The organism is Photobacterium sanguinicancri (genome assembly GCF_024346675.1).
GTDB classification, from domain to species: domain Bacteria; phylum Pseudomonadota; class Gammaproteobacteria; order Enterobacterales; family Vibrionaceae; genus Photobacterium; species Photobacterium sanguinicancri.
The window spans coordinates 545,654-558,704 of sequence record NZ_AP024851.1 but is presented as its reverse complement, the minus strand read 5'-3'; the positions used below and the strand labels follow the sequence as shown (position 1 = coordinate 558,704).

Here is a 13,051-nt window from a genome sequence, read left to right as displayed (position 1 = left end):
CCCATCTTAAAAACCTTAACGTGACACCGTCACCAATGCATTCGCAAGGTAATCTATTTTCTGTTCTTGTAAGCCTGCAATGTTCACACGACCATCAGCAACGGCATAGATCGCAAATTCATCACGCAAACGTCCAATTTGCTCAGGTGATAAACCCGTAACAGAGAACATCCCTTTGTGCTTCTCAATAAAATCAAACTCATTCGATCCTACCGCTTGAATCGCTTTCACTAAGCCACTACGCAAATTCAACAAACGCTGATTCATCGTTAAAAGCTCTGCCTTCCAATCTTTCGTTAACGCTTCATCTTGTAAAATCTTAGCAACAACAGCAGCACCATGATCTGGCGGCATAGTGTAAGTTGAACGCGCTAAATTCAAAATTCGCCCTTTCGCTTTTTGCGCCTCTTTCAAAGAGTCACTGACGATAATGGCGGCACCAGTACGCTCGCGGTATAAACCAAAGTTCTTAGAGCACGAGGTAGCAATAATCATCTCTTCGACATTATCCGCTAAGTGCTGTAAGCCAGCGGCGTCTTTTTCAAGGCCATCACCGAAACCTTGGTAAGCAATATCAACAAATGGCAAAAAGCCGTTTTTATTGGCAAGCTCAGTAATAGCCTGCCAATCTGAAAATGTTATGTCAGCACCCGTCGGGTTGTGGCAACAACCATGTAATAACACGACATCATTCGGCCCAGCTTTCGCTATTTCAGCCAGCATGGCTTGGCTGTTCACTTGTTTAGTGGCTGTATCAAAGTAGGGGTAAAACTTTACTTTCAAACCTGCCGCTTCCATCACTGGTTTGTGGTTAACATAGCTTGGATTGGTGAGCCAAACTGTCGTATCTGGCTGCGCAATATGCATTAAATCAGCCAGCATACGTAACGCACCACTCGCACCTGGTGTTTGCACTGCTGCCGAGCGACTATGAGCTGATGTCCCAGTCAGCAAAAGATCCATCATGGATTGGTTAAATACTTCGTCGCCCGCTAAACCTACGTAAGCCTTAGTGGTTTGTTCGGCCAACAATTGTTGCTGTGCTTTTTGAACAGCCAACATGATGGGGGTTTCACCCTGAGTATTACGGTAAACACCAATACCTAAATCTACTTTATCTGCTCGCGCATCTTCACGGAACGCTAATGAAAGTGACAATATAGGATCTAATTGTGCAGGGCTAAGTTGTTTAAACATTGCGTAAAAATTCCATTTCAGGCTGGTAATATCTTCAAAGTATCACACTCATTAAAAATATCACGGTGTTATTCACTGTTAATAACGACTATTGGGGTGCATAAAAGCAAGAAAGTGTGACATCAGAAGGCATGCTGTTTGATCTTAATTAATGAAAATTCAACTTACACTGGAAAGGAAGCAGCAACGTTCTACAGTAAGAGTAGATAAATGAAAATATGCACAGTCAGGAGGCAGTAATGAGAAACAATGCAGACGTTCGCACGCTGCTAAGTGTATGCGAAAAAATAAAATCACAGGGTCAAACCATAGGTGAGAAAGGAAGCCAATTAGACGGTATAACCTGTCAGGAAAGCTATGACGGCTATAGCATTACGCTTGCCGATGATAATGTCAGCTTAGACATTAATTTCCACAATACTTACCACTTCCATACTGCCAATGAAGATCCTGAAGGTATTATTAATCAAACAACCACAGATTTTCACAGCAATAATGAAACTCAAATCCAAGCCTTTATGAAAAAGCTCATCATTTTAGATGAAACCTACTAATTTGAATGGCTTTATTGTCAGCATGTTACCGCTAACATGCTGACTTTGTTCAAATAAGCCACAGCGCAGTGATCAATCCCAAACCGACCCTCTCACATAACACACAAAACGTTCAAAACCACAACAGTCAACTCCCCTCACTATTTACACCCCCAACTAACATCTATATCATTCACCGCACTTACGGAGAGATGGCTGAGTGGTCGAAAGCACCGGTCTTGAAAACCGGCGGCGGTTTATCCCGTCCTAGGGTTCAAATCCCTATCTCTCCGCCATATTCAAGAAAGGCGCTAATTTATTAGCGCCTTTTTTACGTTTAAGCTATGTTAACCGCATTTAAAGCAAACCCATCGAACGAAAACACAAATCAACTCGATCAGTTAATTCGATCGATAAAAATCTTTAGTTGTATATACATCATATCCTCATCATTCGTTATTCAATTATGTGTATAATTCCCAACTCTTAATTCTCATTAAGCATAATGGTTAACACGTATATATAGGGCTTAAACAAGTTTTTAGACGTTAACTAAGGGTGTGGAAAAAGAACTTAGCTGTGGTAGTCGAAATGAATAGAACAATAAAAGCAATATTAATCATTTTATTATTCATGTTAACTGAGTTGCTTGCCTCTGAATTAAGCACAGTAAAAAACAATATAGAATCTGCTAAAACAGTTAATATAATAAATAAAGAAATGAAAGCCATCTTTAATGATGTCTTGATTACCGCTGAAGTATTAAAAGAAATGATCTTAATTTCTGATAATAACTCTGTATCTTTAGATGCATTTCATAAGTTGAGTCAGACGCTATTATCAACCTATAACAATGTGGATTCTTTGTTATTTCTACCAAATGGTATTGTCACACTTGTCTACCCGTATGAAGAACACAAACGGGCTATTGGCCATAACGTTTCACAAGATAAATACAGAACACTGGGTGCTAACCAGTCAATTATTGGCAAAAAAAACGTCATTATCGGACCAGTGAAGCTTGTTCAAAATGGCAAACAAGCTTTTATTCTACGTAAAAGCATTTCAAATCAAGATGGTTTTATCGGCTTCTCGGCTTCTGTTATCTATTTAGAGTCCATATTAAATACTCTTGAAAAAACATTGAAAAGCGAGAATGTAAATAACTATTCTATCATCGGCTATGACCCAGATAACGCAAACTATTACGAGAAAGTGATTAGTTCAAAAGGTATCGTTAACTGTAGAGCCCATAAAGACATAATCAACATTTTCAACACTAATTGGCAAATATCAATATCATCAGGTGACACTGGTATAGAATTTAGACTACTGAGTTTTTTTGCGCTTTTATTGATTTTATTTCTAATAATTTCACCGATAAAATACTTTAATAAATACCGTCGTTCAGAGAAAGAGCGCTGTGACTTACAAAATGAAGCGCACACCGACTTCCTGACGGAACTTCTCAACCGCCGAGGATTCGAAAACAGGTTTGAAACTTTAAAAAAAGAAAATACATCTGGTTCTATCGCGATCTTTGATATCGATTTTTTTAAAAACGTTAATGATTCTTATGGGCATGAAGTTGGTGATAAGGTTTTAATGCAATTTTCAAAGCTGTGTGCTGCCAAAGTAAATTCAGAATTCACTTTGTCACGAACAGGAGGGGAAGAGTTTATGATGCTGATGCCTCATCTTAACCAAGTTCAAGCTAAGCAGTATTGTGACCAGCTCAGAGAAAGCGTGGCAAAAGCACCGTTTTTCATTCAACACCTACACATTAACATCACGGTTAGCATTGGTATCGCTTACTTTAATGGTACAGATACGATGAAGAGCGCTTTAAGCGATGCCGACGAAGCGCTCTATGAAGCAAAAAAAACAGGGCGTAATCGAGTTTGTATTAAAGACTAACCCCACAAACTACTTACAGTGGGGAATTACCTGCGGATAACCCACTAAAACTCCGTCATAGTAATGCAAGGCGCTAAATTGTTAGTGCTTTTGTCATCCGTGCTTTGTATGCAAAGCACTTGGATTAAAAACACAAAAAATGCAGACCTTCCTTATCTCTTTACCTAGATAATAATACTTCCTAATCAGGGGGTACTTACACGAGCCCATCACCACTCCTTAAGAAAGTGAACGTTTTTTTTATTGAAACCTAATGTTACTTATCCAAGCGACAAGTGTAAGCGTTACCACAGCGAGAATAAAACCAATACTACAGAAGAATAAACACAGGGATACGCAGCAGCAGCACTAACAAGATTGCGTATTTCTCAGGGTAAAATTAGCAGATGTGACAATCTTAACAAATTCAACAAGGGTAAACGTTTACAATCCAGCCCAGATAACAATACAACAGGAACAAAATAATGTTGAATATGGAAAATGGTCTGAGCTTTATCGACATAACAGTCTTTGCACTTTATGTCGTCATTATTATTGGTGTAGGCCTTTGGGTATCTCGTGATAAGAAAGGGGCACAAAAAAGTACTGAGGATTACTTCCTTGCTGGTAAGTCTCTACCTTGGTGGGCGGTTGGTGCGTCACTGATTGCTGCCAATATTTCTGCTGAGCAATTTATTGGGATGTCAGGTTCTGGCTACTCGATTGGCCTTGCTATCGCATCTTATGAATGGATGTCTGCCATTACGCTGATTATTGTCGGTAAGTATTTCCTGCCGATCTTTATCGACAAGGGAATATATACCATCCCTGAATTCGTCGAAAAGCGCTTTAATAAACAGTTAAAAACCATTTTGGCGATCTTTTGGATTGCTCTGTATATCTTCGTTAACTTAACGTCAGTTCTTTACCTTGGTGGCTTGGCGCTGGAAACCATTCTAGGCATCCCACTGATGTACTCTATCCTTGGCCTTGCACTCTTCGCCCTTGTTTACTCTATCTACGGTGGCCTCTCAGCCGTCGTTTGGACCGATGTAATCCAAGTATTCTTCTTGGTATTGGGCGGCTTCATGACAACCTTTATGGCGGTAAGTTATATTGGTGGTGATGACGGTTGGTTTAGCGGTTTATCTAAAATGGTGGAAGCTGCACCTTCACACTTTGAGATGATCCTCGATCAGAGCAATCCGCAGTACATGAACCTACCGGGTATCGCAGTACTTATCGGTGGCTTGTGGGTAGCTAACTTATACTACTGGGGCTTCAACCAGTACATCATCCAACGTACTTTGGCTGCGAAATCTATTGCCGAAGCACAAAAAGGGATTGTTTTTGCAGCATTCCTTAAACTGATTGTTCCTTTCCTTGTGGTACTGCCAGGCATTGCAGCCTATGTCATCACCAATGACCCTGAATTGATGGCAAACCTAGGTAGCGTTGCACAAAACAACATGCCTAGTGCCGTTCACGCAGACAAAGCATACCCTTGGCTAACTCAGTTCCTACCTGTGGGTATGAAAGGCATTGTGTTTGCTGCATTAGCTGCTGCTATTGTTTCTTCTTTAGCATCGATGCTGAACTCAACGGCAACCATCTTTACGATGGACATCTACAAAGAGTACATTGCACCTAACTCAGGTGACCACAAACTGGTAAATGTGGGCCGTATGGCTGCAATTGCGGCTCTGATTATTGCGTGTCTAGTTGCCCCTATGCTGGGTGGTATTGGCCAAGCATTCCAATATATTCAAGAATATACAGGCCTAGTGAGCCCAGGTATTCTTGCAGTGTTCCTACTGGGTCTTTTCTGGAAGAAAACCACCAGCAAAGGTGCAATTACTGGCGTAGTTGCTTCCATACCATTCGCTCTTTTCCTAAAAATGATGCCATTAGCAATGCCATTCATGGATCAAATGCTATACACATTACTGTTCACTCTGGTTGTCATAGCCTTCACCAGCTTAAGCACATCGGTGAACGATGATGATCCAAAAGGTATTTCAGTAACAGCCGCGATGTTCACGACAGACCGCAGCTTCAACCTAGCCGCCTACGGCATCATGATTGTGCTAGCCGTTCTGTATACTCTGTTCTGGTAATTATACTTCCCCCTATAATCTAAGCTCCAGCCATTAAGGTTGGAGCTTTTTCTTTTTGGATTTATTTCGGAAACGATGATGGACTCAACATTACTGCCCAATATTGTGGCCTTCCTTGGCGCAATAGAGCCATTTAATCAACTACCTAATGCTGTATTAGACAGCATCGCTATTAATATGGAGATTCAATTTCTAGGTAAAGGCGAGTCACTCGCCCCTCTCCTTACTCAAAAGCAAAACCTCTTTATTATTCGCTCTGGTGTTATCGAACAACGGCTACCCGATGGGAGCTTACGATCGCGATTAGGTGAAAAAGACATTTTTGGTTTCAGTCTCGAAAATGAAAACTATCAAGCAAATGCATTAGAAAACAGTCTGATTTACCGCTTTGATTATGCGGCTTTATTGCACTGTGTTGCCGACTACCCTATCGTCACTGAACAATTAGCGCTAAGTGCAAACCGTCGATTGCAATCAAGTGTGAATGTGCAATGGTCTGAAGGCGAAAAAGGACTGTTCTTCAAGTCAGTAAAAGAGGTGGCGAGTACTCGAATTGTTCAAGTCCCTCCCTCAATGACCATTCAGGAGGTTGCTCGTCTGATGCGTCATGAGACAGGCTGCTCTTGCGCTGTGATTGTTGATAACAGCAGCTTAAACAACACCTTAGTCGGGATGGTGACAGATAAAGACATGACAAAGCGCGTTGTTGCGGATGCTGTCGATGTCACTTTGCCGATCACTCACGTGATGACCGAACACCCTTGGACAGTTGGCAATGATGAACTTGTGCTATCCGCTGTCCATGTCATGATGAAACACAATATTCAGAATGTGCCCGTTTTAGATGCCAATAAACAAGTCGTCGGTTTAATAACACCACAGCTTTTAGTACAAAAGCACAGCGTACAAGCCGTCTTCTTAATAGAGAAAATTGGTCGATGCCAATCATTGGAAGAGTTAACCGCATTAGCGCTTGAGCGACAAGCAATCTTTGAAGCCATGGCTGAAGCTAACCTGCCCTCACACCTGATCGGTCAAGTGTTAACAATGATTTATGATGCTTTCACTCAACGCCTGATTTATATAGCTGAGAAAGCACTCGGCCCCATACCTTGTCGCTATGTCTGGCTTGCTGCAGGCTCACATGCTAGAAGTGAAATCCATCTCCTCTCCGACCAAGATAATGCGCTAGTACTCGAGAATAATGCGACAGACAGTGACCGCGTTTATTTCAATCACTTCGCTATGTATGTCTGTAAAGGTCTTGCTGAATGTGGCTACGCGCTCTGTACTGGCCGTTTTATGGCTGCGACTCCCAAATGGTGCCAACCTCTTAACGTATGGCTGCAATATTACCGAAAATGGGCCAACAACCCTGAATATGACATGTTACTCAGCTTAACGGTATTTTTAGAGATTCGCCCACTCGCTGGTGATAATACTTTATTTGATATCCTTGAAAAACAACGTGTCGTCCAAGTGAAAGGTAATACACGCTTGATATCAGCATTAGTGCGAAATGCCCTGCAAACTCGACCACCGTTAGGAATATTCAATAACCTTGTGCTAGAAAAAGAAGGAAAAAATGGCAAACGACTGAATATAAAGAAAGCGGCTATTGGTCACTTGGTTGATTTAGCGCGGATCTATGCGCTACACGATGGCGGCGAAATGCTGGCAACCGAAGCTCGTCTGCGTTTTGCTTTAGACCATCAATCCATCAATGAAAGCTCATATCAGGACCTCAGCGGCACATACCAATATATGATGCAGTTACGCTATAGCCACCACCTTCGCTGTTTACGAAGTGGCAAGCCACTATCAAACACCTTAAATCCTGATCATTTCGGTAGTTTTAGCCGACAGCATTTGAAAGATGCTTTCCGTATTGTGAGTGGATTTCAAGATGCTGTAAAAATGAAGTTTGGAGCCTAAGATGTTAGCTTGGTTCAAATCGACGCCACTAAAGCAACTTGAGGCACAGCGGGATAGGATTGCAACACAGGTTTACCCTGAACCATTGCAATCATTGGTAAGTACACCCCTTGCGGATACCCTGACAGATGCCCGATTACTCGATGTCATTGTGCTCGATTTTGAAACGAATGGACTTAACCCGCAGGTACACAATGTCTTGAGCATGGGTTGGGTAGAAATAACGAATGGCATCATTAACCTAGGCTCTGCTCGGCACTATTTAATCCGCAGTGAAACTGCTATCACAGGTGATTCAGCCATGATTCATCACCTATTACCTGAACAACTGAATAAAGCTGGGTTAGATGAACATCGGGCTTTTTCACAATTATTGAAAGCCATGGTAGGAAAGATAGTTATTGCTCATGGTAGCGTTATCGAAAAAGGGTTCTTAGAACACTATATCAACCAGCATTACCACTTATCATCACTGCCTATACTATGGCTCGATACGCTGAAAATAGAACAATATCGTAGCCAGATCCGCTCAACCAAGCCTGATTGGCGCTTGGCATCTGTGCGTAAATGCTATCACCTTCCTGACTACCCCGCCCATCACGCCTTGATGGACGCGATTGCCACGGCTGAACTTTATCTCGCTCAGCTGCATGGCTTATTTGGTTCTGCTCCCGCCAAGCTAGAGGTATTAATAAAAGCATCACAGCGTTAGCTATTTCCCCCCTCTTAATTCTGACAAAAATGTCATGTTTTAGTCCCCCTTTAAGTCATCATCTAAGGAATAGAATGAGCTCAAGTTAACTAGAGAGCCCTTAAAGGAAAACAAATGAAACTGATCAAAGCAGCCTTAGTCACTACAACACTGACTCTATTAAGCACAAGTGTATTTGCAAGCCAATTTGGCTACTCTGCAGGAAATATAGTGGAAAGATTGGGTGTGCGAACCATTAAAACTGATGCGGTTCAAACAAAGCAAGAAGCCTATCAAATTGGGTTAAACCAACTTCACCAACTCAGTAAAGATGAACCTGTAGAGCTTAGTAAAAAGCTCAAAATCTCAGGCGTAAACATAGATCGACGTCAAATACACCTTAATGAAGGTGGTTACGTAACAGTAGAAGAATTTATGAATACGGATGGTCAAATAAATTACAAAGGCAAAATAAACGTCAGCTTCCATTATCCTGAGCGTGATTCAAATAACTAATTTATTCAGCCAAATTAGCCAGAGGCAAGCGGTAAGCCTCTGGTTACATATAGAAGCGTTATGCTGCCTGACATAACAATCAATCCCTTCAAACAGCCACAAAATCAATGACCTTATCAAGTCTGATGAGATAAGATAATTCCTAGTTTAGTATTCATGACAATAAAGTCCTCACCCATTTAAATAGTTAAAGAATGAAAATATTAATCGTAGAAGACGAGCCCAAAACTGGCGGCTATTTAAAAAAAGGCTTTACTGAATCAGGGTATATTGTCGATCTCTCGCAAGATGGTGTCGATGGGCTATATCAAGCAACCAGTAATGACTATGACCTTATCATTCTCGATATCATGCTCCCTAAGTTAAACGGCTGGCAGATATTACAAACAATACGTGGTAGCCAGCTAGGTACTCCCATTATCATGCTATCAGCTAAAGATCAGGTTGAGGATAAAGTAAAAGGACTCGAGCTAGGCGCCAATGATTACGTCGTCAAACCCTTTGCTTTTGTTGAGCTTCTCGCCAGAGTCAAAAATGCACTCAGACACCAAATTGGTCACACAAAAACCGAAACAAGCTTATCCATCGCTGACTTATCATTGGATTTATTAAAACGCACTGTGCGCCGAGGTGGCGATACTATATCTCTCACAGCAAAAGAGTTTTCGCTGCTTGAGCTTTTTTTGAACAAAAAAGGGGAAGTCCTCTCTCGCACACTTATCGCTTCAACAATTTGGGATATGAATTTTGATAGTGATACGAACGTCATCGATGTCGCTGTTAAAAGGTTACGTGCCAAGATAGATAAACCCTATCCAATCAAACTCATCCACACGGTACGTGGCATGGGTTACAAACTTGAAGAGTTAACCGCATGAAGCTGGCATTGAAAAACTCAATGGCGACAAAGTTGATAGCAATGTACATGGCTTCTTCCTTTATTGTTCTCGCTTCTTTTACATTAATCGTCCAATACGCCATCAAGCATCACTTCTATGCTCAAGATTATCAGCTGCTCAATAGTAAGTTCTTAACCGTAGCAGCAACGTTAGACGATCTTCAAAGTAATTCATCCCCAGTACTTACTGAAAACTTCGCATTTCTTTGGGTTATCAACCATGATGGCAAACTTACCTATAGCAACTCTACACTGGCTTTACCACCAGCGCTTTCAGTTCAAAATGCATTAGAATGGAAGGATAACGGGCACAGTTATAGAGGATTCCGATTCAAAATGCAGCACCCACAATATGACGCTATCGTGCTAGCAATAAACATGGATTACCACAAAAGCTTTATTAACGAATTAGATATAGTGCTACTTTGGACGTTTCTTATCAGTAACCTGATTTCAGGTGCTTACGCCATCTTCACGGTCAAAAAAGGATTATCGCCTTTACAGGAACTACAAAGCTACCTCGACAAGGTGAGTATCCAACACCTTGATGTTCGAGTGCCAAACAACAAGCTCCCGGTAGAACTCTCTCAGCTAGTCGCAACGCAGAACAAGATGCTTGATCGTTTACAGTGTGGTTTTAGCCGACTCAGTGAATTCTCTTCTGATATCGCTCATGAACTCAAAACACCGCTCACCAATATGATGACGCAAACTCAGGTTGCTTTATCAGCAGCCCGTACCCCCGTTGAGTATCAAGATGTTCTAGGTTCAAACGCAGAAGAAATTGAGCGGCTAAATAAAACAATCAAAGATACCTTATATCTCGCTAAATCAGAGAATCAACTACTCCATAGCAATAAAGAGCCACTTAAATTAACGACAATTATCCAACCTCTGATCGAATTCTACGAATTATTAGCTGAAGATAAAAATGTGACTATTGATATAGTCGAACTTAATTTGACTGAAGATGGTATTCAGCTTGGCGACAAACAAATGCTGCAACGTGCAATCAGCAATATACTGTCTAACGCTTTACGCCATTGTGACTCAAATTCGGTAATCACAATTCAGCTATCATCTGATGACGACTACAACGCAATAAAAATCATCAATACTGGCGAGCCAATCCCTGCTAGCTCTCTGCCTTATCTCTTCGACCGTTTCTATCGCGCCGATAAATCCCGTAAACATACGAGTAGTGTAGGTGCTGGGTTGGGGCTTGCTATCACCAAGTCGATAGTTCAAGCGCACGGTGGGGATATCAGCGTTAGCTCAATCCAGCGAGTAACAGCGTTTAGCTTAATGTTGAAAAAGACAACAGCTGCGCTTTTTTGAAAACACTAACTTTTTAGTGAACGATCCAGATATATGCATCGGTTGCTCATTATGTGCGCCCGAATGTACTGCCGATGCCATTTTTCAGAATACGGAAATTCCGCCGGATTAAATTGAGTTTATCGAGCTCAATGCAAAGCTCTATACGATTTGGCGAATAGTGTTGAAGTTATAGCGCCACCTGAGGATGCAGATGAATAGAATGGCGTAGAAAACAAACGTCCAATGCTGGAAAAGTAAAATTAAGAAAGTGAAATAAGATTTCTCCCCTCGGCACATTTATCATGGTACAAAAATGTAAAGGGGAGTTAATTGGCTCGTGCTAGCCTTTAAATCCTTTGCCTACCACATAGACTTCTCGAGAACGTGGACGTGAAGCTGAAGGCTTACGAATAATGACTTTGTTAAAAGAAGTTCGAACATCTTTCACATACTCTTCGTACCCAACGCCTTGGAAAACTTTAGCACAAAAGTTACCGCCCGGTTTTAGGACATTACGCGCCATATCTAACGCCAACTCAACCAGATAAATTGAGCTGTATTGGTCAGTCGTTTTTACGCCACTCAAGTTAGGTGCCATATCCGAGATCACCACATCAACCCCTTTGCCATCTATGGTTTCCACGATACGCTCATACACAGCTTCATCAGTGAAATCGCCCTGAATAAAGGTGACGTCCATTAGGCTATCCATAGGTAAAATATCAGAGGCAATCACCTTGCCATTATCCCCAACGATCGGAGCGACAATCTGTGACCAACCGCCCGGTGCCGAACCAAGGTCCATAGCGATATCTCCCGGCTTGATAAGCTGATCTTTTTCGTTAATTTCAATCAACTTATAGCTTGCTCGTGATCGATAACCATCGACTTGAGCTTTTTTTACATAAGGATCGTTAACGTGTTCATCGAGCCATTTCTTACTGGTTTTTGAACGTGCCATAGGTTGTTCGCCGTGCTGGTAAAATATAGGAGCGCTATTGTAATCATGTCCCGTTGTTTTGCAAATATCTCCTGACTTCCAGTGGTGACATTTTGCCAAACAAAAGAGTACAATCCCTGCGAAAACTTGGTAAGGCACAATATATTAAACTGGACCATCTATGAAATTGGATAATGCAAAGAAGCTGCATCAAAAAAAATATCGTGAGCAGTTTGGCCACTATTTAGTTGAAGGGGAGCACCTGATCCTCGAACTGGATAAAGCAGCACTGGCTCAGCCCTATCTAAAAAACACCATTTTATATGTGACTGATGAGTATCAAGCATGGGCACAGCAGCTCAATCACTCTTACACGATCATTGAGATTAATAAAAACCAGATGGCTGGACTGAGTGATACCAAAACACCACAAGGTATCATCGCCTGCGTTCCTTTACCGACTCAAACAGAGAGATCACCTCTGCAAGACGGTGAGCGCTGTATCTACTTACATGAGGTACAAGATCCCGGTAACCTGGGCACTATTTTGCGTAGCCTAGCGTGGTTTGGGCACTTTCGCTTGTTATTAAGTAACAACAGTGTCGATCCCTACAATCCAAAAGTAGTGCGCTCTAGCATGGGAGCCATTTTTCACTTGCCTCTAGAGCAAGGCGTTGAAATTACTGAGTTAAATCAGCGTTTTAATCGTTTTGCTTATCTTGATATGCAGGGTGATAAGGTTAACACTCCCCAATTTTCCGACTATGATTGTTACCTATTTGGTAACGAAGCTCGTGGCGTACCAAAACAAGCCTTAGCTGATTGTAACGCGCAGCCTTTTACTATCGCAGGTAGCGGTAAGATTGATTCATTAAACTTGGCTAGCGCTGTTAATATATGCGCTTATCAGTTGTCGATATAAACGTACGATTACAACTGGGCATAAGTTGATTTCCCCCTATAAGAGTTAATATCAAAAACCAGACTTAACAGCAGAGTTTACTTGTT

The 13,051-nt window shown here is 41.6% G+C and carries 12 protein-coding genes and 1 tRNA gene; 11 read left to right on the top strand and 2 right to left on the bottom strand.

Going from position 1 to position 13,051, the window contains the following annotated elements:
• Window positions 1-15: 15 nt before the first annotated feature.
• Window positions 16-1,197 carry an amino acid aminotransferase gene (locus OCU87_RS19480; RefSeq protein WP_062687915.1) on the bottom strand — a complete coding sequence of 394 codons (1,182 nt, stop codon included), beginning with the start codon at window positions 1,195-1,197 and terminating at the stop codon, window positions 16-18.
• A gap of 239 nt (window positions 1,198-1,436) precedes the next feature.
• Here OCU87_RS19480 and OCU87_RS19475 point away from each other — a divergent pair, with 239 nt between their 5' ends.
• The 10 genes from OCU87_RS19475 (at window position 1,437) to OCU87_RS25075 (ending at window position 11,233) form a co-directional block, all read left to right on the top strand.
• On the top strand, window positions 1,437-1,751 hold the full coding sequence (locus OCU87_RS19475; RefSeq protein ID WP_094957995.1) for a DUF3081 family protein: 315 nt from the start codon (window positions 1,437-1,439) through the stop codon (window positions 1,749-1,751).
• Between the two features lie 185 nt (window positions 1,752-1,936).
• A tRNA-Ser gene (locus OCU87_RS19470) sits at window positions 1,937-2,026 on the top strand.
• A 295-nt stretch (window positions 2,027-2,321) separates the two neighbouring features.
• Window positions 2,322-3,647, top strand: a complete 1,326-nt coding sequence (locus tag OCU87_RS19465) for a sensor domain-containing diguanylate cyclase (protein ID WP_261859154.1) — start codon at window positions 2,322-2,324, stop codon at window positions 3,645-3,647.
• Between the two features lie 464 nt (window positions 3,648-4,111).
• Window positions 4,112-5,743 (top strand): sodium/sugar symporter, encoded by a 1,632-nt coding sequence (locus OCU87_RS19460; protein ID WP_062687913.1) that lies wholly within the window; start codon window positions 4,112-4,114, stop codon window positions 5,741-5,743.
• A gap of 75 nt (window positions 5,744-5,818) precedes the next feature.
• A complete protein-coding gene (locus tag OCU87_RS19455; protein ID WP_261859153.1) occupies window positions 5,819-7,678 on the top strand; it encodes a DUF294 nucleotidyltransferase-like domain-containing protein in 1,860 nt (619 codons plus the stop codon).
• A gap of 1 nt (window position 7,679) precedes the next feature.
• On the top strand, window positions 7,680-8,390 hold the full coding sequence (locus OCU87_RS19450) for an exonuclease domain-containing protein (protein ID WP_261859152.1): 711 nt from the start codon (window positions 7,680-7,682) through the stop codon (window positions 8,388-8,390).
• A 114-nt stretch (window positions 8,391-8,504) separates the two neighbouring features.
• Window positions 8,505-8,885 carry a DUF3316 domain-containing protein gene (locus tag OCU87_RS19445; protein WP_094958550.1) on the top strand — a complete coding sequence of 127 codons (381 nt, stop codon included), beginning with the start codon at window positions 8,505-8,507 and terminating at the stop codon, window positions 8,883-8,885.
• A gap of 194 nt (window positions 8,886-9,079) precedes the next feature.
• The gene (locus OCU87_RS19440) at window positions 9,080-9,763 is read left to right on the top strand and encodes a heavy metal response regulator transcription factor (RefSeq protein WP_261859151.1); all 684 of its coding nucleotides are present in this window, start codon (window positions 9,080-9,082) and stop codon (window positions 9,761-9,763) included.
• Window positions 9,760-11,121: a heavy metal sensor histidine kinase gene (locus OCU87_RS19435; protein WP_261859150.1), complete on the top strand. Its 1,362-nt coding sequence runs from the start codon at window positions 9,760-9,762 to the stop codon at window positions 11,119-11,121. The genes OCU87_RS19440 and OCU87_RS19435 overlap by 4 nt, the downstream gene beginning before the upstream one ends.
• 16 nt (window positions 11,122-11,137) lie before the next feature.
• Entirely contained in the window at window positions 11,138-11,233 is a 96-nt protein-coding gene (locus tag OCU87_RS25075; RefSeq protein WP_390961309.1) for a 4Fe-4S binding protein, read from the top strand.
• Window positions 11,234-11,443: 210 nt separating this feature from the next.
• On the opposite strand, the gene rlmE is transcribed toward OCU87_RS25075, so the two are convergent.
• The gene (rlmE, locus tag OCU87_RS19430) at window positions 11,444-12,064 is read right to left on the bottom strand and encodes a 23S rRNA (uridine(2552)-2'-O)-methyltransferase RlmE (protein WP_062687907.1); all 621 of its coding nucleotides are present in this window, start codon (window positions 12,062-12,064) and stop codon (window positions 11,444-11,446) included.
• A 160-nt stretch (window positions 12,065-12,224) separates the two neighbouring features.
• On the opposite strand from rlmE, the gene OCU87_RS19425 reads away from it, so the two are divergent.
• Window positions 12,225-12,965, top strand: coding sequence for a TrmH family RNA methyltransferase (locus OCU87_RS19425; RefSeq protein ID WP_261859149.1), 741 nt, complete (start codon window positions 12,225-12,227; stop codon window positions 12,963-12,965).
• The last annotated feature ends 86 nt before the right edge of the window (window positions 12,966-13,051 follow it).

Bases quoted from the DNA above. Each gene is read 5' to 3' on its own strand.
- OCU87_RS19480 (WP_062687915.1), bottom strand. From the start codon at position 1,197: ATGTTTAAACAACTTAGCCCTGCACAATTAGATCCTATATTGTCACTT.
- OCU87_RS19475 (WP_094957995.1), top strand. From the start codon at position 1,437: ATGAGAAACAATGCAGACGTTCGCACGCTGCTAAGTGTATGCGAAAAA.
- OCU87_RS19465 (WP_261859154.1), top strand. From the start codon at position 2,322: ATGAATAGAACAATAAAAGCAATATTAATCATTTTATTATTCATGTTA.
- OCU87_RS19460 (WP_062687913.1), top strand. From the start codon at position 4,112: ATGTTGAATATGGAAAATGGTCTGAGCTTTATCGACATAACAGTCTTT.
- OCU87_RS19455 (WP_261859153.1), top strand. From the start codon at position 5,819: ATGATGGACTCAACATTACTGCCCAATATTGTGGCCTTCCTTGGCGCA.
- OCU87_RS19450 (WP_261859152.1), top strand. From the start codon at position 7,680: ATGTTAGCTTGGTTCAAATCGACGCCACTAAAGCAACTTGAGGCACAG.
- OCU87_RS19445 (WP_094958550.1), top strand. From the start codon at position 8,505: ATGAAACTGATCAAAGCAGCCTTAGTCACTACAACACTGACTCTATTA.
- OCU87_RS19440 (WP_261859151.1), top strand. From the start codon at position 9,080: ATGAAAATATTAATCGTAGAAGACGAGCCCAAAACTGGCGGCTATTTA.
- OCU87_RS19435 (WP_261859150.1), top strand. From the start codon at position 9,760: ATGAAGCTGGCATTGAAAAACTCAATGGCGACAAAGTTGATAGCAATG.
- rlmE (WP_062687907.1), bottom strand. From the start codon at position 12,064: ATGGCACGTTCAAAAACCAGTAAGAAATGGCTCGATGAACACGTTAAC.
- OCU87_RS19425 (WP_261859149.1), top strand. From the start codon at position 12,225: ATGAAATTGGATAATGCAAAGAAGCTGCATCAAAAAAAATATCGTGAG.